General features: G+C 63.0%; 26 protein-coding genes, 1 tRNA gene and 1 riboswitch. Of the genes, 10 read left to right on the plus strand and 17 right to left on the minus strand.

The genetic code is table 11. The annotated features are described in order from the left end of the window. Window positions 1-61: 61 nt before the first annotated feature. The gene (locus tag DLM46_RS22075; RefSeq protein ID WP_115103942.1) at window positions 62-1,138 is read right to left on the minus strand and encodes an AI-2E family transporter; all 1,077 of its coding nucleotides are present in this window, start codon (window positions 1,136-1,138) and stop codon (window positions 62-64) included. Window positions 1,139-1,232: 94 nt separating this feature from the next. Here DLM46_RS22075 and purM point away from each other — a divergent pair, with 94 nt between their 5' ends. Further along, complete coding sequence (gene purM / locus DLM46_RS22080; protein ID WP_115103815.1) at window positions 1,233-2,300, plus strand: phosphoribosylformylglycinamidine cyclo-ligase; 1,068 nt, start codon at window positions 1,233-1,235, stop codon at window positions 2,298-2,300. 73 nt (window positions 2,301-2,373) lie between these two features. On the opposite strand, the gene miaA is transcribed toward purM, so the two are convergent. Both miaA and mutL read right to left on the minus strand, forming a co-directional pair. After that, window positions 2,374-3,321, minus strand: a complete 948-nt coding sequence (gene miaA, locus DLM46_RS22085) for a tRNA (adenosine(37)-N6)-dimethylallyltransferase MiaA (protein WP_115103817.1) — start codon at window positions 3,319-3,321, stop codon at window positions 2,374-2,376. 43 nt (window positions 3,322-3,364) lie between these two features. Continuing rightward, on the minus strand, window positions 3,365-5,398 hold the full coding sequence (gene mutL, locus DLM46_RS22090; RefSeq protein ID WP_115103819.1) for a DNA mismatch repair endonuclease MutL: 2,034 nt from the start codon (window positions 5,396-5,398) through the stop codon (window positions 3,365-3,367). Between the two features lie 309 nt (window positions 5,399-5,707). On the opposite strand from mutL, the gene DLM46_RS22095 reads away from it, so the two are divergent. Beyond that, on the plus strand, window positions 5,708-6,382 hold the full coding sequence (locus DLM46_RS22095; protein ID WP_208866312.1) for a DedA family protein: 675 nt from the start codon (window positions 5,708-5,710) through the stop codon (window positions 6,380-6,382). Between the two features lie 108 nt (window positions 6,383-6,490). On the opposite strand, the gene DLM46_RS22100 is transcribed toward DLM46_RS22095, so the two are convergent. Then, window positions 6,491-7,303 (minus strand): mechanosensitive ion channel family protein, encoded by an 813-nt coding sequence (locus DLM46_RS22100; RefSeq protein WP_115103825.1) that lies wholly within the window; start codon window positions 7,301-7,303, stop codon window positions 6,491-6,493. Window positions 7,304-7,410: 107 nt separating this feature from the next. Further along, window positions 7,411-7,770 carry a hypothetical protein gene (locus DLM46_RS39875; RefSeq protein ID WP_208866313.1) on the minus strand — a complete coding sequence of 120 codons (360 nt, stop codon included), beginning with the start codon at window positions 7,768-7,770 and terminating at the stop codon, window positions 7,411-7,413. 856 nt (window positions 7,771-8,626) lie between these two features. On the opposite strand from DLM46_RS39875, the gene DLM46_RS41135 reads away from it, so the two are divergent. Then, entirely contained in the window at window positions 8,627-9,487 is an 861-nt protein-coding gene (locus DLM46_RS41135) for a DUF2846 domain-containing protein (protein WP_115103828.1), read from the plus strand. Here DLM46_RS41135 and DLM46_RS39560 read toward each other — a convergent pair. From DLM46_RS39560 to ydfG, 10 genes are all read right to left on the minus strand, one after another. Beyond that, entirely contained in the window at window positions 9,480-9,785 is a 306-nt protein-coding gene (locus DLM46_RS39560) for a serine hydrolase (RefSeq protein ID WP_165848040.1), read from the minus strand. The genes DLM46_RS41135 and DLM46_RS39560 overlap by 8 nt on opposite strands. Before the next feature lie 536 nt (window positions 9,786-10,321). After that, window positions 10,322-10,397: transfer RNA gene (locus DLM46_RS22120), tRNA-Lys, on the minus strand. 188 nt (window positions 10,398-10,585) lie between these two features. Then, entirely contained in the window at window positions 10,586-11,335 is a 750-nt protein-coding gene (gene ybgF, locus DLM46_RS22125) for a tol-pal system protein YbgF (protein WP_115103830.1), read from the minus strand. 19 nt (window positions 11,336-11,354) lie between these two features. Further along, entirely contained in the window at window positions 11,355-11,864 is a 510-nt protein-coding gene (gene pal, locus DLM46_RS22130; RefSeq protein ID WP_115103832.1) for a peptidoglycan-associated lipoprotein Pal, read from the minus strand. A 33-nt stretch (window positions 11,865-11,897) separates the two neighbouring features. Continuing rightward, the gene (gene tolB, locus DLM46_RS22135) at window positions 11,898-13,190 is read right to left on the minus strand and encodes a Tol-Pal system beta propeller repeat protein TolB (protein WP_115103833.1); all 1,293 of its coding nucleotides are present in this window, start codon (window positions 13,188-13,190) and stop codon (window positions 11,898-11,900) included. Between the two features lie 148 nt (window positions 13,191-13,338). Beyond that, on the minus strand, window positions 13,339-14,337 hold the full coding sequence (gene tolA, locus DLM46_RS22140; protein WP_115103835.1) for a cell envelope integrity protein TolA: 999 nt from the start codon (window positions 14,335-14,337) through the stop codon (window positions 13,339-13,341). Beyond that, window positions 14,334-14,780: a protein TolR gene (tolR, locus tag DLM46_RS22145; RefSeq protein WP_115103837.1), complete on the minus strand. Its 447-nt coding sequence runs from the start codon at window positions 14,778-14,780 to the stop codon at window positions 14,334-14,336. Before tolR ends, tolA begins: the two co-directional genes overlap by 4 nt. 10 nt (window positions 14,781-14,790) lie before the next feature. Further along, a complete protein-coding gene (tolQ, locus tag DLM46_RS22150; RefSeq protein ID WP_012431821.1) occupies window positions 14,791-15,468 on the minus strand; it encodes a protein TolQ in 678 nt (225 codons plus the stop codon). 156 nt (window positions 15,469-15,624) lie between these two features. Further along, window positions 15,625-16,104: a tol-pal system-associated acyl-CoA thioesterase gene (gene ybgC / locus DLM46_RS22155; RefSeq protein ID WP_115103839.1), complete on the minus strand. Its 480-nt coding sequence runs from the start codon at window positions 16,102-16,104 to the stop codon at window positions 15,625-15,627. A 70-nt stretch (window positions 16,105-16,174) separates the two neighbouring features. Beyond that, entirely contained in the window at window positions 16,175-16,921 is a 747-nt protein-coding gene (ydfG, locus tag DLM46_RS22160) for a bifunctional NADP-dependent 3-hydroxy acid dehydrogenase/3-hydroxypropionate dehydrogenase YdfG (RefSeq protein WP_115103945.1), read from the minus strand. A 238-nt stretch (window positions 16,922-17,159) separates the two neighbouring features. Then, window positions 17,160-17,268: riboswitch (ZMP/ZTP riboswitch) on the plus strand. Between the two features lie 166 nt (window positions 17,269-17,434). Between ydfG and glyA the strand changes: the two genes are divergently transcribed. The 7 genes from glyA to DLM46_RS22200 all read left to right on the plus strand — a co-directional run bounded on the left by glyA (window position 17,435) and on the right by DLM46_RS22200 (window position 22,165). Then, window positions 17,435-18,682 (plus strand): serine hydroxymethyltransferase, encoded by a 1,248-nt coding sequence (gene glyA, locus DLM46_RS22170; protein WP_115103842.1) that lies wholly within the window; start codon window positions 17,435-17,437, stop codon window positions 18,680-18,682. A 6-nt stretch (window positions 18,683-18,688) separates the two neighbouring features. Next, window positions 18,689-19,171 (plus strand): transcriptional regulator NrdR, encoded by a 483-nt coding sequence (gene nrdR, locus DLM46_RS22175; protein WP_115103844.1) that lies wholly within the window; start codon window positions 18,689-18,691, stop codon window positions 19,169-19,171. A 215-nt stretch (window positions 19,172-19,386) separates the two neighbouring features. Continuing rightward, window positions 19,387-19,953, plus strand: coding sequence for a GspH/FimT family pseudopilin (locus tag DLM46_RS22180; RefSeq protein WP_425274009.1), 567 nt, complete (start codon window positions 19,387-19,389; stop codon window positions 19,951-19,953). Next, a complete protein-coding gene (locus tag DLM46_RS22185) occupies window positions 19,950-20,396 on the plus strand; it encodes a type IV pilus modification PilV family protein (RefSeq protein WP_115103950.1) in 447 nt (148 codons plus the stop codon). The genes DLM46_RS22180 and DLM46_RS22185 overlap by 4 nt, the downstream gene beginning before the upstream one ends. After that, a complete protein-coding gene (locus DLM46_RS22190) occupies window positions 20,393-21,202 on the plus strand; it encodes a PilW family protein (protein ID WP_115103847.1) in 810 nt (269 codons plus the stop codon). The genes DLM46_RS22185 and DLM46_RS22190 overlap by 4 nt, the downstream gene beginning before the upstream one ends. Window positions 21,203-21,276: 74 nt before the next feature. Next, on the plus strand, window positions 21,277-21,723 hold the full coding sequence (locus DLM46_RS22195) for a pilus assembly PilX family protein (protein ID WP_115103953.1): 447 nt from the start codon (window positions 21,277-21,279) through the stop codon (window positions 21,721-21,723). Window positions 21,724-21,733: 10 nt separating this feature from the next. Then, entirely contained in the window at window positions 21,734-22,165 is a 432-nt protein-coding gene (locus tag DLM46_RS22200; RefSeq protein WP_115103850.1) for a type IV pilin protein, read from the plus strand. Between the two features lie 159 nt (window positions 22,166-22,324). On the opposite strand, the gene DLM46_RS22205 is transcribed toward DLM46_RS22200, so the two are convergent. Both DLM46_RS22205 and DLM46_RS22210 read right to left on the minus strand, forming a co-directional pair. Next, a complete protein-coding gene (locus DLM46_RS22205; RefSeq protein WP_115103852.1) occupies window positions 22,325-22,804 on the minus strand; it encodes a DUF3318 domain-containing protein in 480 nt (159 codons plus the stop codon). A 108-nt stretch (window positions 22,805-22,912) separates the two neighbouring features. Further along, window positions 22,913-23,299 (minus strand): phage holin family protein, encoded by a 387-nt coding sequence (locus DLM46_RS22210; protein WP_115103854.1) that lies wholly within the window; start codon window positions 23,297-23,299, stop codon window positions 22,913-22,915. Between the last annotated feature and the right edge of the window lie 70 nt (window positions 23,300-23,369).

Here is a 23,369-nt window from a genome sequence, read left to right on the forward strand (position 1 = left end):
GTAGGTTAATGCCGAAAATGAGGCGCAGGCCGCAATGGCCCGTGCCTCGGGCCGAAAACAGTCAGTTGTTGTAAAGCGTGCTCGTCAGGTAGCTCTGGCGCAACTCGCGCAATGCCACCGATAGAATTGCGCTGACCGGCAGCGCCAGCAACACGCCGAAAAAGCCGAACAGCTGGCCGAACGCGAGCAACGCGAAGATGACCGCAAGCGGGTGCAGACCGATCCGTTCGCCCACCAGCCGCGGCGTGAGGTAAAAGCTCTCCACGATCTGGCCGATTCCATAAATCACCGCGACCGCGCCAAAGCCGTACCAGTCACCGAACTGTAGCAGTGCCGCGAGCAGCGCCAGCGCCAGACCGGTTGCAAAACCGATGTACGGGATGAACACCGCGAGACCCGTGAAAATGCCGACCGGCAAGGCAATCTCGAAGCGGGCAATGGTCAGCGCGATCGCGTAGTAGGCTGCGAGCACCGCCATCACGAGCAACTGGCCGCGCAGGTATTGCGACAGCATCTGGTCCATGTCGCGGGCGAGTTGCAGGGTCTTGTCGAGCCAGCGGCGCGGCACCACGATCTGCATGCGCGCGAGCATGCGGTTCCAGTCGTACAGCAGATAGAACAGCACGAGCGGCACCATCACGACGTTGCCGATCAGTGTGATCATCATGTTGCCGCTGGTGCGGATCGACGTCCACGCGTAGCGAGCGACGGTCTGCGCACTGCCTTCCAGTTGTCCCATCACGAGATCGCGGATGCTGGCGAAATCGAGCGAATCGGCGAGACCCAGCAGGGCGAGTTTCGGCTGCAGCCACGCGCTGACGTGCGCGAAAAATACCGGCACCTGCTGCTTCAGCTGCGGGCCTTCCTTCTGGATGACGGCCAGCACCAGCAGCACGAGCATCGTCATGAGCAGCGAGAAGAGCAGCATCATCAGCAAGGCGGCGAGTCCGCGCGGCACGCGCCGGCGTACCATCCAGGCGACGCCCGGCTGCAGAATGTACGCGAGAATCGCTCCGAGCAGGAACGGCGTGAGGACCGGGCTCAGTAGCCACAGCAGAATACCGACGCCCAGCGCAATGGCTAGCCAGATGAAGGCGCGGCGCTGAACGGGTGTCAGAATCGGAGGGGTTTGCTGCAAAATGCGTTTCCCAGGTGGTTGGCGCGGGTGAAAGTCCAGCCAACCGGCCGGCATCGGGTAAAATCGCATTTTACCGACCTTCGAGCTCTTCCCCATGAATCAACCGAAATCCGCCCCGAGTTCAACCGATTCGGCCCAAGGTTTGTCGTATCGCGACGCCGGCGTGGACATCGACGCGGGCGACGCCCTTGTCGACGCGATCAAGCCCTTTGCCAAAAAGACGATGCGCGACGGCGTGCTGGGTGGCATCGGCGGATTTGGCGCGCTCTTCGAGGTGCCGAAGAAATACCGCGAGCCGGTGCTGGTTTCGGGTACCGACGGCGTCGGCACCAAGCTGCGACTGGCGTTTCAGCTGAACAAACATGACACGGTCGGCCAGGATCTGGTGGCGATGAGCGTCAACGACATCCTCGTGCAGGGTGCCGAACCGCTGTTCTTCCTCGATTATTTCGCTTGCGGCAAGCTGGACGTCGGCACGGCGGCAACGGTCGTCAAGGGTATTGCGCACGGCTGCGAGCTGGCCGGTTGCGCGCTGATCGGCGGCGAGACGGCTGAAATGCCGGGCATGTATCCGGACGGCGAGTACGATCTGGCCGGTTTTGCGGTCGGCGCGGTCGAAAAGAGCAAGATTATCGACGGCAGCACGATTGCCCCGGGCGATGTGGTGCTCGGTCTGGCGTCGAGCGGGATTCATTCGAATGGTTTTTCGCTTGTGCGGAAGATCATTGAGCGTGCGCAGCCTGATTTGAATGCCGATTTTGACGGGCGCTCATTGGCTGATGCATTGATGGCGCCTACGCATATTTATGTAAAGCCGTTGCTGTCCCTGATGCAGCAGGTTGCCGTGAAGGGTATGGCGCATATCACCGGCGGCGGGCTGGTCGAAAATATTCCGCGGGTGTTGCGTGATGGTTTGACGGCAGAGCTGGATCATCGGGCGTGGCCGTTGCCGCGGCTGTTCTCGTGGCTGCAGGAACACGGTGGTGTGGCCGATGCTGAAATGCACCGCGTGTTTAATTGCGGGATCGGGATGGCTGTGGTTGTTTCCGCTGCCGATGCGGATGCCGCGATTGAGGTGCTGGCTGCCGCCGGTGAGCAGGTTTGGAAGATCGGCGTGATTCGCGAGAGCGCGGTTGGCGAGGCTCAGACCGTCGTTGTTTGATTCTTTTGCCTGACGCGGCGCAATGGACCGTTTGCGTACAGCGAATAACCAAAGCGCCGCGAGCGGCAAACGCTCAAATTAACCCTTCAACAACGCTGACAACCCGCGCGGTAGCGCCCCCATCACAGCAATCGACCACGACCCTCTCGGGCATGCTCCGCAGCCACGTGAGTTGGCGCTTGCACAATTGCCGGGTCGCGAAAACCCCCTTATCCCGCATGGTCGGATAATCGATCACTCCGTCGAGATATTCCCAAACCTGCCGATACCCGACACACCGCATCGACGGCATCCCCGGCGACAAATCCCCGCGCTCGCGCAACCTCACGACTTCATCGACGAATCCGTCAGCGAGCATCGCATCGAATCGCCGTTCGATCCGGGCATGCAGCACGCTGCGATCGGAAGGCTCCAGCGCTATCGGCACGAACCGCCATGCCTGCGCAGCATCATCGGAGCGCGGGGGCGCCGCCAGCAGAGCGGACATTGCCTGGCCGGTCAGCGTGAACACCTCGAGCGCACGCTGAATTCGCTGCGAATCATTCGGCGCGAGGCGCGCAGCAGTAACAGGGTCGACCGCGGCAAGCCGCGCATGCATAGCCGGCCAGCCATCGCGTGCGGCGTCGGCATCGAGGGCGGTCCGGACCTCGGCATCGGCGGCAGGCAGGTCGTTCAGCCCCTGTGTGAGCGCCTTGTAGTACAGCATGGTCCCGCCGACCAGCAGCGGTACCCGCCCGCGCGCGCTGATCTCGCCGATCAGGCGCAGCGCATCGGTGCGAAAATCCGCCGCTGAATAGGCGTCAGCCGGATCGACGATATCGATCAGATGATGTGGCGCCAGCGCACGCTCTTCCACCGTCGGCTTCGCGGTGCCGATGTCCATCTCGCGATAAACCAGCGCCGAGTCGACGCTGACGATCTCCACCGGCCGCCGTGCGGCCAAGGCCAGCGCGGCAGCGGTTTTGCCGGACGCGGTCGGGCCCAGCAGGCAGGGGACGGGCGTGGGAATACGTGAAGTCATAGGCGAGCCGGTGCGCGCGGCAAAAACGTAAGCGGGCTCACCCTCACTGTCCGCGCATGAACAGCCGGTCGAGATCGGGCAGCGTCAGCTGATACCAGGTCGGACGCCCGTGGTTGCACTGGTCGGCGCGCTCGGTCGCTTCCATCTGGCGCAGCAGCGCGTTCATTTCGTCGAGCGTCAGCCGACGCTTCGCCCGCACTGCGTGGTGGCACGCCAGTGTGCCGAGCAGCTCATGCTGGCGCTCGGTCAGCACACGCGAGCCGCCGAACGCGTGCAAGTCGGTCAGGACCGCTCGCGCGAGCGCCTGCAGATCGGCGTCTTTCAGCAAGGCCGGCACCGCGCGGATCGCGAGCGTGGTCGGCGACAGCACGGCGAGGTCGAAACCGAGCGCGTCGAGCGTGTCGCGCTCTTCTTCTACCGTGCCGATTTCGATCGGATCGGCCTGCATCGTCTGCGGAATCAGCAGCGGCTGAACGGCGATCGTGCGATCGGCCAGCGCGTTCTTGAACTGTTCGTACAGAATGCGCTCGTGCGCGGCGTGCATGTCGACAATCACCAGCCCATGCGCATTCTGTGCAAGCACATAGATGCCGTGAATCTGGCCGAGCGCAAAACCGAGCGGCTGTTCGTCGGAGGCGTGGAACGCGGGGGACGCATACGGCGCGGGCGCGTCATACCGCGACGGCGTTTCGGCGGCGGAGTCGCGCGCCTCGAAGAGCGTCGCGCCATCGGCGGTGCCGGCGTTCGGGTCTTTACGGCCGAACAGCGCATCGTAAAACGCCAACGGTTGCGCAACCGGGAGCGTGCCCTGCGTCATGCGCGCCTGACGCATCCACGTATTGCCCGGCTGCGAGCCAAATCCACCGCCGAGGCCGCCTGTTCCGGCGCCTGTGCTTGCACCTGCACCGAAGCCGCCCGTGCCCGCGCCACCGGGCGGCGTAGCGCCAAACGACGCCGGACCACCTGCCGCGGGTTCGAGGTGCGCCGCGTGGCCGCCCGCCGTCGTTTCCGGCGACGCACCCGCATGCCGCGCCAACGCGCGCTGTACCGCGTGAAACACGAACTGGTGAATCGAGCGCGAATCGCGAAACCGCACTTCGATTTTCGACGGATGCACGTTCACGTCGACCGCTTCAGGCGGCAGATCGAGAAACAGCACATAGGACGGATAGCGGTCGCCGTGCAGCACGTCTTCATATGCGGCGCGTACGGCATGCGTGAGCAGCTTGTCGCGCACGAAGCGGCCGTTGACGAAGAAATACTGCTGGTCGGCGCGCCCGCGGCTTGCGGTCGGCAGGCCGGCGCAGCCATAGACGGCAAGCGGTCCGGCGGATTCGTCGAGCGGCAGATGGGCCGTCGCGAAGGTCTCGCCGAGAATCTTCGCGACCCGCACAGGCGGCTCGCTGGCGTTCCAGTGCTCGACCGCGCGGCCGTTATGCAGCACCGAAATCGCCACCTCCGGCCGCGCCAACGCGGCGCGGCGAATCTGTTCGAGGCAATGGCCGAGTTCGGTCTGCTCGCTTTTCAGGAATTTGCGGCGCGCGGGCGTGTTGAAGTACAGTTCGCGGACTTCGATCGTGGTGCCCTGGGTACCGGCGGCAGGACTCAGCACACCGGTTTGTGCGTCGATGCGCACGGCGTGCGGCGCGTCGGCAGTGCGGCTCGTAATGAACATCTCCGCGACCGACGCGATCGACGCCAGCGCCTCGCCACGAAACCCTAGCGTGGCAACGGCTTCGAGTTCAGCGAGCGAGCGGATTTTGCTGGTCGCATGGCGCATCAGCGCGAGCGGCAGTTCGCTTTCGGGGATGCCGCAGCCGTCGTCGGTGATCGAGATGCGTTTGACGCCGCCTTCGTCGAGCACGATGCGCAGTGTCTGCGCGCCGGCATCGAGCGCGTTTTCCAGTAACTCCTTGACCACCGAGGCCGGCCGCTCGACCACTTCGCCGGCGGCAATCTGGCTGATCAGCTGGTCGGGAAGGGGCTGGATCGCCCGCAACGGGCGTGGGACAGGCGCGGCGGCCGGAGCTGCGGCCGCGGCGGCGGTGTCGGCAGGCGTTTGGGAGAATTCGGGCATGGCGAAATTATAGCGATTCGGCGCGCAGGGACCGGACGCGGGCCGAATACCTTGGACTTGGTGGTCCGGCGACCCGAGCGCCCCGACCCGGCAGCAAGGCGGTCATGGGGGGGAGAGCGTGATATCCAACCCGCCGCACGGAATCCAGGTTGCCTACCCACGCAGATTTTCAATCGCTTCCGGGCACTTTCGGTATCATGACGCGGTCAATTTCCGGCGGTAAGCTTGCGCTCGCCGCCCATCGCTCGCAGGCCCGCTAACGCGGCCCTTCTCGCCACCCGCACACATTCGCTCTATAAAGGACGCTTTTTGGACACGCTGCTGCAGTTCGCAAACCTTGTCTTGCATATCGACAAGTTTCTGGGAGTCTTCATCCACCAGTACGGTGCCTGGGTCTACGCGGTGCTGTTTTTGATCGTGTTTTGCGAAACCGGGCTCGTTGTACTGCCGTTTCTGCCGGGCGATTCGCTGCTGTTCATCGGCGGCGCTTTTTGCGCGGCCGGCGAAATGAATGTCGGTTTCCTGATCGTGCTGTTGCTGGCGGCGGCAGTCTCCGGCAATACGGTGAATTACATGATCGGGCGAGCCATCGGGCCGCGAGTGTTCAATACGCACATACCTTTTCTGGAACGCTTCCTCGACCGCAGCGCGTTGCAAAAGACCCATGATTTCTATGAGAAGCACGGCGGCAAGACCATTGTGCTGGCGCGTTTCATTCCGGTGGTGCGGACTTTCGCGCCGTTCGTTGCCGGCGCGTCGCAGATGACAGCTAGCCGGTTTCAGCTTTTCAACATCCTGGGTGCGCTGCTGTGGGTGTTGCTGCTGGTGCTTCTTGGCTACTTCTTCGGCAACATTCCGTTCATTCGTCAGTACCTGAATGTGATCGTGCTGGTGGGCATCGGCGCGGCCGTGGTGCCGGTTCTGCTCGGCGCGCTGTGGAAGATGACGCGCAAAAGCGCAGCCAAGACGACGGACAGCCGCTGACGCTTCACACACGCTTTTCACAGTGTGTGGCCTCCACGAACAAACGGCGTCGCGAATTTCGCGACGCCGTTTTCAATTGATTCGGAGAAACTCCTCGTTCACGCGACCTCAGGTCACGGCGCGCGGCGCAAGCGGTGTTTCCGGTGTGGGGTAGCCCGCATCCTTGAAGGTCTGGATGATCGCGCGATTGGTATCGAAATAGACCTGCCAGTAGTTGCTGTTGTTCGTGTAGGGCCGCACGCACAACAACGGTCCTTCCGGTGTGAAGCTCAGCACTTCGATGTCCGGCGCGGGACTCTCGGCAACGTTCGGAATCTTCGTGACTGCCGCCTTCAGCCGATTCATCGCGTCCGCCGGATCGACGCCGTTGGCGATCTTCGCGATCAGTTCGACGCGCCGTACCGGCAGCGCGCTGTAGTTCGAGATCGTGTCGGAGAAGACCTTGTTATTGCCGACGATGGTGATCACGTTGTCGGGCGTCACGATGGTCGTGCCGAACAGGCCGAGCTCCGAGACTGTGCCGGTAACCCCACCCGCCGTGACGAAATCACCGACCTTGAATGGCCGCAAGACCTGCATGAAGATGCCCGCCGCAAAGTGCGCGAGCAAGCCGCCCCACGCGGTACCGATCGCGAGGCCGAGGCCGGCGAGCAACGCGGCGAACGAAGTAGTCTGGACACCGAACACCTGCAGAATCGCGAGGATCAGCAGCAGGTTGAGCAGGCCGCCGAAAATCGAGCCGAGGTAATGAGCGAGCGTGGGATCGACGTGGCCGTTGCGGGCCAGCAGCTTGCGGAGCATCCCGGTGATCAGGCCAATGATCCAGCGGCCGACGATCCACAAGACGATCGCGCCGACGACCTTGGTGCCAAGGTCGATGCCCCGGGTCATGACGAACACGCGTACGTTTTCGAGATCCAAGATGTCCTCGTTGGTTGAGTTGCCTTCGACTGATTGAACGGATGTGGCGCAATACAGCGGCAAATGCCCGGCGACGGGCGCAGACGGTAACTCTCGGTCTTGGGAAGTTATAGGCGACGGCTCGCGCATACGCAAGGACCGTTCCTGTCTGTTATGCGCATTGCCAACATGTCATGCGCTTTCGCTTTGGCCGGCTGCTCGCGGCGAGCTGCGTATCCCAACGCCAACGCGATCGCGGCTGCAAACGCATAGGCGCCGACGCGCTCGAAGAATGCCGCCGGTGCACTGAACCTGCCGTAGCGGTTTTGCGCATCGGCGAATACCAGAAAGGTGAGCGCTGCATCAAGCAACAAGGCGGCGAACGCCAGCGCGGCAAAGACATGCGGGGCATTGAGCGCGGCGTTGGGAACAAGCCAGTTGCACAGGCGGCATGCGGCCAGCACGATCGCTAGCAAAACCAGGCTCATGAAAAGATCGAACAGACAATTGGTCATCTTGACGGAATGAAAGCGCGGGAATCTGCGGGGTGTTGTGCAGAATCGGCGGCGATCATTGCACGTCTCTACGTCTCAATAAATATAAACATTCGGAGTCCGTTGTATTGTTTTTTTGGGGGGCGTGGCGTTTGCGTGCAATCAGAAATTGTACGAATCACCGACTTGCAGTGTCGGGCCAGGGGAGAACTGCACGTGGCCTTAGTAGAGCATTTTTCGACGGCGGAAGTACAAGCCGCTGATCGCATCGGATTCTGGAACCAGATTGTCGGACAGACGTTCCGCGGCGGTGCCGTCGACGCTCGGCGGGACGATATTCTCGCCGAATTCTGGCGCTGGAATGTCGGTCCCATCCGACTGATGCGCGCGAAGTCAAGGCGCTCGACGGTTACGCGGTGGCGGCATTCCCGTGCGGACGACGCAGACGCAGGCCGATTGATTCTCCATTTGCAGAATCGCGGATCCTAGCGCACCGTGCAGGGTGCACGCTCGGCAACGCTCTCGATCGGCGAGCTGACGCTCTGCGACGGCGCAAATCCCTACACACTGGACATTTCGGACGGCAACGGTACAGTCTGGCCAATCAACTTCTTGATTTTTCGTGAAGGGCGAAGGGTTTGCCATTGACGCAAGTATCATCAAGGCCGATGCCAGTCGCTTCAGCGCAGTGCCGGGAACTCAGCCTGTCTGGTTTGGCAGTGCGTGAGGACAAGCCCCACTCGCCTCCACATACGTTCGTCACCCACATTTCACTGGCGTCGCGTTAGCGGATAACGGAGAATCGCACGTCGTCAAGACAAATCAATTAGAAAGATTCGGGGATCTTTTCATGACACGAACCTGCCAGGCACTGGCCGGCGCGGGCAGCTTGCTGCTTCTCGCGGCTTGCGCATCGGGACCGACCTACCACGATGTCGCCACATCGATTCCGACGCTAGACGCAAATCTCGGACGCATCTATTTCCTGAGATCCGCGTCGGTGCTCGGTGCAGCGGTCCAGCCGGAGATCCGGCTCAACGCCCAGGTCGTCGGGCGTTCGACGCCAGGCGGGTTCTTTTACGTCGACGAGCCACCGGGGACCTACACCGTCGTCACCGCCACGGAAGTCGAACGGAAGATCAGCTTTGACCTGACGGCAGGCCAGACGCGCTACGTGCGCACGGCGGTCGGTTTCGGGGTGCTCGTCGGACACGTGACGCCGTCGCTTGATTGGCCAGACAGCGCGGAGGCGGAAATCCAGGATCTGCACTATACGGGAAACTCCATACCCGCGGCGGCGCGGGCCGCGCGCGCGTCGGGAACGGCTGCGGCGGTCCGATCGCCGGCGGCGACCGCCTCGGCCCCCGCAGCAGCGGCACAAACCGTCAGCATGTTGAAGCGCGTTACGGCGGGGCAAAAGGAAGTGAAGCTGTCGTCGCATGCGACGTGGAACAAGCAATGCGTCGCCGGAGAAGCGCCCGACCTGACGTTTATCCGCGAACCCGTGCACGGGCACATCGAAGTAAGGAACGAATCGTTCCAGCTCGCCAATACGGCGACAATGACCGCCCCGTGCGACGGCACGACGGTGTTCGGCAAGGTGGTTTACTACATCCCCGATCCCGATTATCACGGGGATGATCACGTCGACTATCGAATCGCATCGCGGTACCGAACGTACACCCGGGCAGTATCCATCGAAGTCAACTGATGGCGTCAAGCCAGGAATCGGAAACTTGCGAACGGGCGTCTTCAACCTTGCGGACGTTGGAATCATGCTCGGCGTGGCGCTGCTCCTCCTCGGCGGCTTTCGTGAGAGACGCGGCCTCAAAGACGGTCGCGGCATCGACAACGGCACGGTCGTGTGCGCCGCGGATGCCAAAGTAATGCTCGGCATCTTTCCTCCCCGCGCGAAGCATTGCGAGCGATACGCCGGCAATTTGGCCGCTGCCAGCGATTTCCGCGAGAAATTGGTTGAGGCCAGTCATCGGTTCTCGCATCAGCAACATTTCGGGGATCTTCTTACCCTCAGCCGATGCTTGCGAGAGGTTTGTAGGTCAATCTGAGAGGTCGATCTTTTCACCGGCGTATTGAACACGCCGTGCAGCGACTTTTTCAACAACATTGGCCAGTTTCGGTCGTTCGCGCCTGCCATCTAAATCCGCTGGATGACTGCGCCTGAATGTGAGATCGGTGGTCGGTATCCGCCCACATATGGACCTGCTTGCCGTCCTTATGAAGCAGCGCCGATCTGAGGTGCCTAAAATTGCCGTCGAAGCGGCGCACTAGGGCGAAGGCGCACTAAGTTCTGAACATCGTTTCGGGTTTTGGAGCGTTCTCGATAGAAAAAGACCCCTGCCGGGGGACAGCGCGCCGTGCTGTTAACTTTTCGGCGCGATGCTCTCCAGTCACTCCCCTGCCGGGGTCTCTTTTTCGGCCGGTATCGGGCGCCGCTGTGGCTGCGAGTTCTAAGTAATTGCGGAGCGCTGTACTAGTTGCGGAGCAAAGAAAAAGGGCCTAGCCGAAGCTAAGCCCTTGAATCTTTTGGTAGGCCGTACGGGATTCGAACCTGTGACCAACGGATTAAAAGTCCGCTGCTCTACCAGCTGAGCTAACGACCCAAAAGAGAAGCGGAATTATAGCGACAGCCCTAGGGGCTGTCAACCAGCTGCGGCCATTTCAGTACCCAGGGCACTCCGGATAGCGAAAAGCCCGAGGTATTACTACCCCGGGCTTTCCGGCGAGAGGCGCGCGTGGCTTTTGACGACGGACACTGCGCGTTTACCGCGAACCGCTAAACGTCAAACAACTACTTGATCTGCGACAGCTTGCTTTGCGCCGTTTGCGCGACGTCCGAGCCGCCGTATTGCGCGACGATCTGCTCCAGCGTCTTCTTGGCCGCGGCCTTCTGGCCTTGCTCGAGCTGATTGTTCGCTATCGCAAGCAGCGCTTCGGGCGCGCGTGGATGCTGCGGGTAATTCTTCACGACGCCTTGCCACGTTGCCGTCGAGCCCTTGTAGTCGCGCAGTGCGTACAGCGCGTTGCCGAGCCAGTACTGCGCGGTCGGCTGGTAGGGGCTGTTCGGGAACTTGGAGATGAAGCTGCGAAACGACGCTGCCGCATTCTTGAAGTCGCCGTTGCGAAACTGCTGCGAGGCCGCGTTGAACGAATCCGTTTCACCCGGCTGCACCTCGCCCTGGACGCCCTCCACCGTCTGTTGCTGCGGCTCGATTTTCTTCAGACGGGTGTCCACATCAGTGTAGTAGTCCTTCTGCTGCTTTTGCAGCGTGGCGAGCTGGTTGGCCATGTCTTCGTTCTGCCCGCGCAGCGTCGCGACCTGCTGATTCAGCTGGTCGAGACGGTTGGACTGATCGAGGATCGTGCGCTGCGCCGCCGACAACTGGCTCGACAGGCTATCGGTCTTCGAACGCAGATCGAGAATGGCCTGACGGGCCTGATCGTCGTCGAAGATGCCCGCATGCGCGGGAACGGCCGCGAGGACCGTACCCGCGACGCAGGCCGCTGCGGCGAACCGCAGCCAGGAGAAACGAAGCGTCATTCGGCTCATCACTCGTTAGTTACTGTTGGTACAAGAGGTCGCCGCGGCGGTTTTGTGCCCACGACGATTCGTCATGACCGGTAGCTTGCGGCTTTTCCTTGCCGAGGCTCACGGCTTCCATTTGCGAGTCCGTCACGCCCATCAGCGACAGCGAACGGCGCACAGCTTCAGCACGCTTCTGGCCGAGTGCCAGGTTGTATTCGCTGGTGCCGCGTTCGTCGGTATTGCCCTGAATCAGGACGTGGCGTTGCGGATGGCTCTTCAGGTATTGCGCGTGTTGTTGCAGCAACGATTGGTAATCGTCTTTGACCGAGTAGCTGTCGAAATCGAAGTAGATGCTGCGCTTGGCGAGCGGGCTGTTCGGATCGTTCAGCGGATCGACGTTGACCTGTGCGACGTCGGTCGGGTTCGGTTGCGTACCGATTGCGCCGCCCTTGTTGGCGTTTTCGTCGAGCTTGACGCCCGAATGACATGCCGCCAGCGCACCGACCATCAATACGGCAAATGCGAAACGAAGTTTAGACATCATTTGTTACTCTCCTTGTGTGTTGTTGCATAAACGTTATTGCATAAACGGGCCCCAGGACGGCTCACGTACGGTGCCGCCCTGAACGGACAGGACCTGCCGCGTACGACCATCGGTCGACACTGCGGCCAACACGCCACGGCCGTTCACCTGTGTGGCGTAAAGAATGTACTGACCGTTCGCCGCGAAGCTCGGTGATTCGTCATGGATGGTGTCGGTCAGGCCAGTGGCCGTGTTGCCCTGCAGGTCCTGGATATACAGCTTGAACCCGCCGCCGACGCGCGAAATATAGGCAAGCTGCTTGCCGTCCGGACTCACGCGCGGGCTGGTGTTGTAGCTGCCCGTGAAGGTCACGCGTTGCGCGGCGCCGGCATTCTCGCCCTGGGCCGACATCTTGTAGATTTGCGGTGCGCCACCGCGGTCGCTCGTGAAGTAGATCGACTGGCCGTCAGGAGAGAAGGACGGTTCGGTGTCGATCGAGCTGCCTTGCGTCAGGCGCCGCAGGCCGCTGCCGTCCGCATTGACGGCGAAAATCTGCGTGTTGCCGGTGCGCGATAGCGCGACGGCCAGCGTGCGTCCGTCCGGCGACCATGCCGGCGCACTGTTATTGCCCTTCTGGTCCGATACGACCACACGGCGGCCCGTGGGCAGATCGTGGATATAGACGATCGGTTTCTTCTTCTCGAACGAAACGTACGCGACTTTGGTGCCGTCAGGTGACCACGCCGGCGAGATGATCGGCTCGGGGCTCGACAGGGCGATGTGCGCGTCCTGGCCGTCCGAATCGGAAATCTGCAACTGGTAACGGCCGCCGGTCTTGATGACGTACGACAGGCGGGTGGCGAACGCGCCGCGGCCGCCCATCAGCTTCGCGTAGATGTAGTCCGCGACCTTGTGCGCGCTCATGCGCAGCCCGCTTTCCGGACTCACCAGCACGAGGCCGCCGAGGCTTTCCTGCTTGACGGTGTCGTACAGCTTGAAGCGCACTTCATACTGGCCGTTCGGCAGGCGGTTCACGCTGCCCGACACGAAGGCGTTGGCGCCTTTGGCCTTCCAGCTGCCCAGGTCGACGGAATCGGTTTCGGAAACCGGCGTGCTTCCCGCGTCGATATTGGTGAATTTGCCGCTGCGCTGCAGATCTTGACGCACGATTGTGCTGACCTGCTGCGGTGAGTTCGCTTCATTGGCGAAATTCGCCGTTGCGATCGGAAACTGTGTGGACCCGACGCCTGTCACGAGGACGTTGAGTTGTGCGTGGGCGGCACCGCCCGCGGCGATCAGGCACGACGCTACAAGTGTCCGCAGGCCTAGCTTGGTCATCAAACTCATGCTGTATGGATTCCCCAAAAAACGGTTTTGCTAACACTTCACAACAGCAGACAGACCGGAAAACATCCGTTTCGTTCCCGGGCGCGCCACGCTGGGCGGGGCGCTGCGTCTGCTGTCAACTCACCTTCACGTGGCGCTCCGCCGCATATCAACCGGCCGGCCGCAACGTAATCTTGAAGCTGGCGGGCGTCTTGCCGTCGATGTCCTGCGGCATCGGATCGGAGCGCTGGACGGCCCGCAGCGCGGCGTCGTCCCAGGCCGGATTGCCGCTGCTGTGCGAGACCGTCGCGCTCAGCAAGGTGCCAGTCGGCGAGCAGCGCACGGAGATTACTGTCTCGAGACCCTCTGTTTCGCCGCCCCACGAGATGTTCGGACGCACCACGCGACGCACTTTGTCCGCGTAACCCGGCGATGCTGCGTTGCCGCCCGAGCCGCTGCCCGTGCCGGTCTTGCCGAGCCCGTTGCCGGTCGAACCTGCGCCGCCGGCCATGCCTTGCATCTGTGCAAGGCGCTCGCGACGTTCCGCGTCGACTTTCTTGGCTTGCGCCGCGGCATCGGCTTGCGCCTTGGCCTTCGCCGCTTTCTGCTCATCGGCCTTCTTCTGCGCGTCGGCCTGAGCCTGCTTCTGCTGCTGTTCTTTCAGTTGCTGCTGCTTTTGCTGCTCGGCCAATTGCTGTTGTTTCAGCTTGTCGGCCTGCTGCTGTTGCTGCTTCTGTTTGGCTGTCGCGGCTTTCTGCGCGGCGAGTTGCGCCGCCTGTTCAGCGAGCTGCTGCTGACGCCTCGCCTCGGCTTCCTGCTGGGCCTGCAGCTTCTGTTGACGCTGCTGCTCCGCGAGTTGCGCCTGACGCGCGGCTTCCTGCTGCTGGCGCTTCTTCTCCTGCAGCGCGATGTCGGCCTGTTCGTCTGGCAGCGGCGGGGCCGGAGCCACCGGAACGGGCGGCGGCGAGGGCACACGCGGAATCGCCGTATCCGGCACTTCGGTCCACAGTTCGGCTTCCGCACCTTCGGGCGTGCTGTTTTGCCATTGAATGCCGTGGTACAGGAAAAATCCGAGCAGCAAATGCATCAGCACCGCGAACACAAAAGCTCGCCCGGTGCCGCGTTCACGCGGTGGCTGGAGCGGATATTCGGATTTCTTGCGGATCATTGCGATTTGACGAGCAATCCAACGCGCTTGACGCCCCGGGCTTTCAGCTGGGACATCACATTCATCACGACTTCGTACCTCACGGTCTTGTCGGCGGCGATCACGACGGGCTGATCAGGATGCGTCTGCGCGCGATCGGCGATGAAGCCGTTCAGATCGGCCTTCGTCATGTCTTCCTGCTGCTGTGCGCCCGCGTCGTCCTTGTATTTGACGCTCATATTGCCGTCCGCGCGAATGTTCACGATCACGGGCGGGGTTTGCTGCTGCGGCGCGGCGCCGCCGACGGTCGGCAGATTGACGATCGACGGGGCAACGAGCGGCGCGGTCACCATGAAGATCACGAGCAGCACGAGCATCACGTCGATGTACGGCACGACGTTGATGTCGGCCATCGCGCGGCGCGAGCGGCCGCCGCGCATGCTGGAGGGGCGAGAGCCTGCCATCGTGGACTCCTTACTGTGCCTGGCGCTGCAGAATGTTCGAGAACTCTTCGATAAAGGTCTCGAAGCGGATCGCCAGACGGTCGATGTCGTGCGCGTAGCGGTTGTAGGCGACCACGGCCGGAATCGCGGCGAACAGGCCGATTGCGGTAGCGGTCAGCGCTTCGGCAATGCCCGGCGCGACGTTCGCAAGGGTGGCCTGCTGCACGTTGGCGAGGCCGCGGAACGCATTCATGATCCCCCACACCGTGCCGAACAGACCGATATAAGGGCTGACCGAGCCGACCGACGCGAGAAACGCCAGATTTGCTTCGAGCACGTCCATTTCACGCTGGAACGCGGCGCGCATCGCCCGGCGTGCGCCGTCGAGAATCGCGCCCGAATCGTTCAGGCGCTTTTCTTTGCCTTTCAGGAATTCGCGCATGCCGGACTCGAAAATCCGTTCCAGCGCGCCGATCGTATGACGGTTGTTCGCGGCGCTCTGGTAAAGGGCCTGCAGGTCGCCCCCCGACCAGAAATCGCGCTCGAAGCGTTCAGTTTGCGCGCGTGCCCGGCGGATCGCAAACCACTTGCGGAAGATGAACGTCCACGACAACAGCGACAACAGCAGCAACAGCGCCATGACTGCCTGCGCCAGCAGGCTCGCATTGAGTACGAGAGAAACGATCGACAGATCTTGTGTAGTGTTCATAAAGGTTCGTTTTAACGTCCCGGAAGGGGGCGTCCGGCCTGCAAGGCCACTCGAAGCTTGCCGTGAGCAAAACGGAAGCATCGGCGACATTGCAAGCCGAACCATGCTTTGTGTTGCTTGATCGATACGAGTTCACTGGCCCCGTAACAACGGGGTTCAGACATTGTTCGTTGACATGCCGCCGTCGTTCACGCCCGGCCCGCGCCGCAAGGCGGCGAGCACGGATGGAGGAATCGCGGCCGGCCGCAGCGCGGTGCGCTCGACGCAGCCGACCCGGATGGAGCCGGCCGCAAGCAGCGTGCCGTCACGCCACGCCTCCTGCGCGAAGTCGACCGACGCCCGGCCAAGACGCTCGATCCGGCTCACGACCTTGACGATGTCGTCGAGCCGGGCCGGCGCCCGGTAGTCGACGGCAGTGCTGCGCACGACGAAGAGCGCGCCGGTTTCGTCCGCGAGCCGGTTCTGGTCGACGCCGCACGCGCGCAGCCATTCGGTGCGCGCCCGCTCGAAAAACTTCAGGTAATTGGCGTAAAACACGATGCCGCCGGCGTCGGTATCTTCGTAATACACGCGGATTAGCCACGTGAAGCCGATTTCCGTACCGGGCTGGCTGGTCGACATATTCATGCGGCGCATTTTACCGGAACGCACACCCCGAGGTCTGTTTCAAGATGTGCGCCCCGCCTGGCGGGCTTCCGCGGCAATTTTAGCCGCGCTGAACCGCCAAACCGGCGAACGATTGAGCCACCGGCATCAACTCGATCGTATTGATGTTGACGTGGGCCGGACGCGTGGCGATCCAGTAGATCGAGTCGGCGATATCTTCGGCCGTCAGCGGCTGCACGTTCTGGTAGACATTGGCGGCTTTCGCGTCGTCGCCGCGAAAACGCACGTTCGAGAACTCGGTGCCGCCGCACAGGCCGGGCTCGATGTCGGTCACGCGCAGCGCGGTGCCGGCCAGATCGGCTCGCAGGTTCAGGCTGAACTGGCGGACGAACGCCTTGGTGGCGCCGTACACGTTGCCGCCCGCGTACGGCCAGCGGCCGGCCACCGAGCCGAGGTTGAAGATGTGTCCGCGGTTGCGCTCCACCATGCCGGGCAAGAGCGTGTGCGTAACCTGCACGAGGCCCGTGCAGTTGGTGTCGATCATGGTGTTCCACTCGTCCAGGCTCGCCTTGTGCGCTGGTTCGACGCCGAGTGCGAGGCCGGCGTTGTTCACCAGCACGTCGATCGCGGCGAAATCGGCCGGCAGCGCAGCCGGCATGGCTTCGACGGCGGCGCGGTCGCGCACGTCGAGTTCGAACGGCAGAAGCGCGTCGCCGAGCTCGTCGGCGAGCGCATGCAGGCGATCCTTACGCCGCGCGGTGGCGACGACCCGATGGCCGCCTTTGACGAAAGTGCGAGCGATAGCGGCGCCGAATCCCGCGGACGCTCCGGTGACGAACACGATCATTGCAGTTCCCTGGTCGGTAAGAGAGAAAGGTCCCAAGCCTACTTCCAATGCGGCGCTGCGGCAAGGATGAACGAGCCGCACAAGCGGCTGCGGGAGGGGCTCGGCCCGGCTTGCCGGCGAGCTTTCGCCAGATGTTTGCGAGGCCCGGACGCCGGCGCCGCGGCATGTCCCGCGAGCGCCCGCTGGGGCGGCAGGAGGCCGGTTGCCTATTCGATCCGCTTCCAATAAACTAACGCGCTCATCCCTGCGTGACTGGCGATAGAACCGATACAAGCAATCGGGTTCAAGGTGGAGCAACCCACCGTGAAGCGCAGGGTGCCGTTTTGCCGTTCGCCTGGGCAGCTGTGATCCGCGCGCATTGATCTGCGCTGCCGGTGGCTGTCCTGCCTCGCGTGTGCGGCGTCTCTCCATCCGCCACGTCAGGGCTGGCCCAGCCGCCAGCAGCGCCGCGTACCCTCTACGCAAGATTCGGCGCACGATCCGGTCAACCTGAACACACTCAACGGAATCCGTATGTTTGACAGAGCCCAAAGCACCATCGCCAACGTCGATCCTGAACTCTGGAACGTCATCCAGCAGGAAAACCGCCGCCAGGAAGAGCACATCGAACTGATCGCGTCGGAAAACTACACGAGCCCGGCTGTGATGGCCGCGCAAGGCTCGCAACTCACCAACAAATACGCCGAAGGTTACCCGGGCAAGCGCTACTACGGCGGCTGCGAGTTCGTCGACGTCGCCGAACAACTGGCGATCGACCGCGTGAAGCAACTGTTTGGCGCAGAAGCCGCGAACGTCCAGCCGAACTCCGGCTCGCAGGCGAATCAAGGCGTGTTTTTCGCCATGCTCAAGCCGGGCGACACGATCATGGGCATGAGCCTCGCGCACGGCGGTCACCTGACGCACGGTTCGCCGGTCAACATGTCGGGCAAGTGGTTCAACGTGGTCAGCTACGGCCTGAACGAAGCCGAAGACATCGATTACGACGCTGCTGAAAAGCTCGCACAGGAGCACAAGCCGAAGCTGATCGTGGCCGGTGCGTCCGCGTTCGCGCTGCGTATCGATTTCGAGCGCATGTCGAAGATCGCCAAGTCGGTCGGCGCGTACTTCATGGTCGACATGGCGCACTACGCCGGCCTGATCGCCGCGGGCGTCTATCCGAACCCGGTGCCGCATGCCGATTTCGTCACCACCACCACGCACAAGAGCCTGCGTGGCCCGCGCGGCGGCGTGATCCTGATGAAGGCCGAGTTCGAAAAGCAGATCAACTCGGCCATCTTCCCGGGCATCCAGGGTGGCCCGCTGATGCACGTGATCGCCGGTAAGGCTGTCGCATTCAAGGAAGCGCTGTCGCCGGAATTCAAGGCATATCAGCAGCAAGTCGTCGAAAACGCACGCGTGCTGGCCGAAACGCTGGTCAAACGCGGTCTGCGCATCGTCTCGGGCCGTACCGAAAGCCACGTGATGCTGGTCGACCTGCGCGCGAAGAAGATTACCGGCAAGGTTGCGGAAGCGGCGCTCGGCGCGGCGCACATCACGGTCAACAAGAACGCGATTCCGAACGACCCGGAAAAGCCGTTCGTCACGAGCGGCGTGCGTCTCGGTTCGCCGGCCATGACCACGCGCGGTTTTGGCGTCAAGGAAGCGGAGCAGGTGGGTAACCTGATCGCCGACGTGCTGGACAACCCGGAAGACGCGGCCACGATCGAGCGTGTGCGCGCGCAGGTCGCCGAGTTGACTCAGCGCTTCCCGGTCTACCGCTAAGCCGCCATGCACTGCCCCTTCTGCCGGCATGCCGATACGCAGGTTGTGGATTCCCGCGTATCCGAAGACGGCGCGACGATTCGCCGGCGCCGCCGCTGCCCGGCCTGCGACAAACGTTTTACGACGTATGAGCGGGTCGAGCTGGCGTTGCCGTCGGTCGTCAAGAAGGATGGCAGCCGCACGGAATTCGACCGCCGCAAGATTGTCGCGAGCATGCAACTGGCGCTGCGCAAGCGCCCGGTGGCGGCGGACGAGATCGATGCGGCAGTCGCCCGCATCGAGTATCAATTGCTCGGCAGCGGCGAGCGCGAGGTGCGCAGCGAGCGCCTCGGCGAACTCGTGATGAACGAGTTGCGCGCGCTCGACACGATTGCCTATGTGCGTTTTGCCTCCGTATACCGGCGCTTTGAAGACGTTTCCGAATTCGAAGACGTAATCGAAGAATTTCGCCGCGCCTCCTCCCCGCCCAAGCCTCCCCGCAAGCGCTGATTGATGATGTCGCGCCCGGACTCGCGGTCGAGTTTCCGGTTGAGTGTCCGTTTTTAGTCGCGTCTGTTCGCGCATAGGCATCTCCATTCCCCGTTATGGTTCGTCGCGCATGCATTTTTGCGTGGGAGCGTGTCTGAGCGCCACCTGGCCATTCGGCCGATTGTTGGCGCGTTTCCGACCCGCTAGATTGACTGCATTCTTTGAAACGATCAGGGATGCAGATGAAATGGGATGCAGTCTGTTTGTGGCGGCGTCGCGGCTTGACGCTTATCGAAACGCTGGTTGTCGTCACGCTGCTGGCGGTGATCGCGGTGATGGCGACACCGTCCTTTGTAGCGTGGCATCTGCGGGATCAGGTCGATGCGCGCGCCAAAGCGCTCGCTTCAACGCTTGCCTATGCGCGCAGTGAAGCATTGCGGCGCGGTACGCGCGTTACCGTGTGCCGGATCGACGCTGCGCGGCGTTGTCTTGCCGCGGGGCAAGCGTGCGGCGAAGGCGTTACCGACTGGTCATGCGGCTGGGCGGTGCTGGCTGAGCGCGGCGGCGCGCTTTCGCTGCTGCGCGCGCACCCGCAGCTTGCGGCGGTCAGCATCACCGGGACGCAGACGAATCTCACCTTCACGCCACCGGCCGGGCAGTTGATCGGCACATTTCGCAGCTTCGACATCGCGCCGCGCGTTCTATCGAAAGCGACGCAGGGCGACAAGTGGCGGCGCTGCATTCGTATTGCGGCGGGTGGCCGTGCGCGGATCGTGGAGGGCGCATGCGGAGCGACGTCATGAACCGGCATTCATTCAACGTGACGCCGCGCCGCTGCGCATCGAAGCGTGGCGGCAGCTCGCTGATCGAAGTCATGCTCGCCGTGGCGCTGATGGCGGTGACGGCGCTCGGATTGATCGCCGGTCAATTGTGGACCGCGCGTGAAGCGCGCGCGATGGCAATGCGCGAGCACGCCGCGTGGATAGCCGATTCCGTCGCCGAAGCGATGTGCGTGCCGTCTGCGGGCGAATCCGCGCTCAGGCGATGGAGTGCGCGCGCGGCGTCCCTGTTGCCACACGGCGAAGCCTCTGTGGGTGAAAACGGCGGCGTGTCCTTGGCGCGCGTGACGTGGGCGGCGCTGCGCGACATGCCGCGCTCCGGTGACGTAATCGACAAGCCTGAGTCCTGTGGCGGCGTGGACATTCCCGCAGGCTCCTCGTGCGTTGCACTGGCGTTCGCGAAATGACGCGGCGTTTGCTTGTTGCGCGCGGCCATACGCTGGTCGAGCTTGTGATTGCAATCGCGCTGGGACTGGTGGTGACCGCCGGCACGGTGTCGCTGTATACCACGCAGCGGACCGCATTCGAGCGTGCGGGCGATGCGCTGCGGGTCCGCGAAGCCGGCCTGAGCGCACTCACGCTGATCGGCCAGCAGCTTCAGATGGCCGGTTTCGTGCCTGCGGACGTCGTGAGGTTCAACAGTCCGCCACCGCTGTTCGGGTGTTCGGGTGGCCGTCCGATCGGCGCGGACGACAGTCTCGCCTGCGAGGCGCTGGCGAGTCATTCCGACGGCGTCGCGGTTCGCTATGTCGGCGACAACGTGTCGACGTGGCCGTCGGCGACCAGTCAATCCACCGATTGCCTGGGGCAAGCCGTGACCAGCAATAGCGCGGCGTTTGGTGGCCAGGGCGTGTCGATCGTCAATCGCTATTTCGCCAGAATCAGCGGCTCGACGGGTGAGCCGGAGTTGTACTGCGAAGGAAGCGGCAAGGTCGGCTCTGCGCAGCCGCTGGTCGAAGGCGTCGAGCGCGTGCGGCTCAAGTACTGGCTGGCCGGTGCGCTGAGCGCGATTGACGCCTCCGCGCTGAGCGCCGATCAATGGTCGAAGGTCGTTGCCGTCGATCTCTGCGTACTCGTACGAGGCGCGCCGCAAGGGCGGCGCGTGCGCTACGTCGATTGCGACGGCGCGAGCATCGTCGGCGCCGATACGCGGCCGCGGCAGGCGTTCTGGCGACGAGTCGCGATCCGCAATCAGGCGGCGGATTCGCTGTGAGGAGCCGTACCGACCACATCTCCCGACTCCGCAGCGGCGGCGCGGTTTTGCCGATTGTCCTGCTGATTTCCGCGATGCTGTTGGCTACCTCCGCTGCCTGGTTCGAGACATCGCTTGCGGCAGCGCGCGGCACGACCAACGTACGCGACTATTTGCAGGCATTTCACGCCGCGGATTCGGCGCTGACTTTGTGCGTCCGCAGTGTCGTCGCAGCAGCAGCCGTCGAGCCGGTGGCCGCTGCGCCGGTCGCAATCGGCGAGCCGACCCAATGGAAGCTCGAAGCCGCCTTCGAAACGGGCGCTGTCACGCCCATCGCACAATGGCCCGGCTCGCTGCGGGCGCCGCAGTGTCTGATCGAAGCGTGGCGGCTGGGCACTCGTGCCGATGCCCGCGCGTATTTACTGACCGCGCGTGGTTTCGGCCGGGCGAGAGAGTCTCAGGTGTGGCTGCAGATGGAACTCGTGATTGACGGCGCGCGGATCGAGCGGCATTGGCGGCGCGTTGTCGCGCGGCCATTCTGAAGGGAGGTTCATGACGAAGCCGTACGCATTCGCATTCACGCTGCTCGAACTCATGATCGCATTGGCGATAGCCGCGACGCTGGTCGCGTTTGCGGTGCCGTCGTACCGGAGCCACGTTGCGCGGACGCACAGAATTGATGCAGCATCGGCGCTTTATCAGGCAGCCCAGTTCGTCGAAAGAACGGTAAGCGGGAGTGCTGCGACGTTGCCGCCCGGCCTGGATCAGGCGCCGCGATTCGGCACGCCGATCTATCGGCTGCGAGTGCTGCCGGCTGACGACGCAAACGGCGGGTACTCTGTGGAAGCTGCACCCACCGAGGCCGGCCCGATGCGGGACGACGCTTGCGGCATCTTTACGCTCGATGCAACGGGTCTGCGAAGCAATAGAAGTGGCGCAAGCGGTGCGGTAATGGCCCGCGCCGAATGCTGGAATACGAGTTAGAAGAGCGAGCCGAAGGGTGCTCGCTGGGAGGCGAAACGAGCCGGCGTTCTTCAGCGCCGCCGGCTCGAAAGCAAGCCAGACTCGAAGGCAACCCAGACTCGACGCCAAGCCGCACACCCCAATCAGCCAGCTATCCCAAGAACGTCGTAGCCGCCCGGTTCAGGAGCCGCCATCGGCAGGTCCTGCTTTGTCACCGGCGGACGCATTGGAGTCGTTCTTTATCTGCTGCCAGATCCGGTACGCTTCCCAGCCGGCAAGCGCAAGGCCGCCCCACTTGATCACGGGTTTCGCGCTGGCCAGGACGGTCGCGCGCAGCGGCTTGGCCAGCAAGATCGAGGCGATCGAACTGATGAGCGGGTACTGTTTGAGTAGCGCGCCGATGCTCGCCGCGTTCAGGATGCCTGCTTTCGATCCGCTGCCCACCCGCATGCCGCCGAAGCCCGGCACGATGAATTTGAGCCAGCTGAAGTGCGTCACGACTTGCCGCAGCTCGACGGTTGCCTGAGCGAGTTCCACCCGCTCCACGTCCGCGCGCACCATCAGCAGTTCCTTGCGCAACGCGCGCAGATGCGGCGCGCTCAAATCTCTCGCCTGGAGGCGCTTGTTGCGGAAAGCGGTATCGGAATGGCTTTGGCTCATGGCGGGTCGGCGGCAGTAGTGGGGGGGGCAGTAAAACGGCGCTGCTAAACGCTGGCGGCAGATGCGGAAGGCGCAGGGCGCTTCAATCACCGCTTATGCGTAGCCGTGTCACTGTTTGCGGAAGATATCCCGGTCTTTCTCGAACTCGGCAAGGGTGGCTTCGAAGACCATCGGCGCATTGCGCAAACTGCTGCGCGCCTTCAGCGCACAGGCTAGTCCGGCAATCGCATAAACCGCCGTGATGCTGGCGAGCGCCTGCCATCGGTACGTGTCCCAGAACGCGATAGCGATCAGCGCCGTCAAGGCGACCAAGGCCATCGTAGCGAGCATCATGGCTGCGAGGCCGAGGAACAGCACGCCGAGCAGTCGGTCTTTTTCTTCGGCGAGTTCGATGCCGACCAGTTCAAGCCGCGTTTGCAGAATGGCAAATACGGAACCGATGATGCGGCGCATCGGACTGTGTTCTCCGCGCTGCGATTGTGTATCGATCGTCATGGCTGTGGGCGTTGCGCGTGAAGGCCTAACCGGCGCGGGAGCGAGCGCGCCAGGAAAAGCGGACCGGCCG

The organism is Paraburkholderia lacunae (assembly GCF_003353175.1).
GTDB classification, from domain to species: Bacteria; Pseudomonadota; Gammaproteobacteria; order Burkholderiales; family Burkholderiaceae; genus Paraburkholderia; species Paraburkholderia lacunae.

What these genes read in the sequence shown, in the direction of transcription:
- DLM46_RS39875 (WP_208866313.1), bottom strand. Translation starts at nt 7,770, where the DNA reads ATGAGCCTGGTTTTGCTAGCGATCGTGCTGGCCGCATGCCGCCTGTGC.
- DLM46_RS22185 (WP_115103950.1), top strand. Translation starts at nt 19,950, where the DNA reads ATGAACCGGCATTCATTCAACGTGACGCCGCGCCGCTGCGCATCGAAG.
- miaA (WP_115103817.1), bottom strand. Translation starts at nt 3,321, where the DNA reads ATGACTTCACGTATTCCCACGCCCGTCCCCTGCCTGCTGGGCCCGACC.
- purM (WP_115103815.1), top strand. Translation starts at nt 1,233, where the DNA reads ATGAATCAACCGAAATCCGCCCCGAGTTCAACCGATTCGGCCCAAGGT.
- DLM46_RS22210 (WP_115103854.1), bottom strand. Translation starts at nt 23,299, where the DNA reads ATGACGATCGATACACAATCGCAGCGCGGAGAACACAGTCCGATGCGC.
- DLM46_RS41135 (WP_115103828.1), top strand. Translation starts at nt 8,627, where the DNA reads ATGACACGAACCTGCCAGGCACTGGCCGGCGCGGGCAGCTTGCTGCTT.
- DLM46_RS22200 (WP_115103850.1), top strand. Translation starts at nt 21,734, where the DNA reads ATGACGAAGCCGTACGCATTCGCATTCACGCTGCTCGAACTCATGATC.
- ybgF (WP_115103830.1), bottom strand. Translation starts at nt 11,335, where the DNA reads ATGACGCTTCGTTTCTCCTGGCTGCGGTTCGCCGCAGCGGCCTGCGTC.
- mutL (WP_115103819.1), bottom strand. Translation starts at nt 5,398, where the DNA reads ATGCCCGAATTCTCCCAAACGCCTGCCGACACCGCCGCCGCGGCCGCA.
- tolA (WP_115103835.1), bottom strand. Translation starts at nt 14,337, where the DNA reads ATGATCCGCAAGAAATCCGAATATCCGCTCCAGCCACCGCGTGAACGC.
- pal (WP_115103832.1), bottom strand. Translation starts at nt 11,864, where the DNA reads ATGATGTCTAAACTTCGTTTCGCATTTGCCGTATTGATGGTCGGTGCG.
- ydfG (WP_115103945.1), bottom strand. Translation starts at nt 16,921, where the DNA reads ATGATCGTGTTCGTCACCGGAGCGTCCGCGGGATTCGGCGCCGCTATC.
- DLM46_RS22205 (WP_115103852.1), bottom strand. Translation starts at nt 22,804, where the DNA reads ATGAGCCAAAGCCATTCCGATACCGCTTTCCGCAACAAGCGCCTCCAG.
- tolR (WP_115103837.1), bottom strand. Translation starts at nt 14,780, where the DNA reads ATGGCAGGCTCTCGCCCCTCCAGCATGCGCGGCGGCCGCTCGCGCCGC.
- nrdR (WP_115103844.1), top strand. Translation starts at nt 18,689, where the DNA reads ATGCACTGCCCCTTCTGCCGGCATGCCGATACGCAGGTTGTGGATTCC.
- DLM46_RS22180 (WP_425274009.1), top strand. Translation starts at nt 19,387, where the DNA reads ATGCAGATGAAATGGGATGCAGTCTGTTTGTGGCGGCGTCGCGGCTTG.
- glyA (WP_115103842.1), top strand. Translation starts at nt 17,435, where the DNA reads ATGTTTGACAGAGCCCAAAGCACCATCGCCAACGTCGATCCTGAACTC.
- DLM46_RS39560 (WP_165848040.1), bottom strand. Translation starts at nt 9,785, where the DNA reads ATGTTGCTGATGCGAGAACCGATGACTGGCCTCAACCAATTTCTCGCG.
- ybgC (WP_115103839.1), bottom strand. Translation starts at nt 16,104, where the DNA reads ATGCGCCGCATGAATATGTCGACCAGCCAGCCCGGTACGGAAATCGGC.
- DLM46_RS22190 (WP_115103847.1), top strand. Translation starts at nt 20,393, where the DNA reads ATGACGCGGCGTTTGCTTGTTGCGCGCGGCCATACGCTGGTCGAGCTT.
- tolQ (WP_012431821.1), bottom strand. Translation starts at nt 15,468, where the DNA reads ATGAACACTACACAAGATCTGTCGATCGTTTCTCTCGTACTCAATGCG.
- tolB (WP_115103833.1), bottom strand. Translation starts at nt 13,190, where the DNA reads ATGAGTTTGATGACCAAGCTAGGCCTGCGGACACTTGTAGCGTCGTGC.
- DLM46_RS22195 (WP_115103953.1), top strand. Translation starts at nt 21,277, where the DNA reads ATGCTGTTGGCTACCTCCGCTGCCTGGTTCGAGACATCGCTTGCGGCA.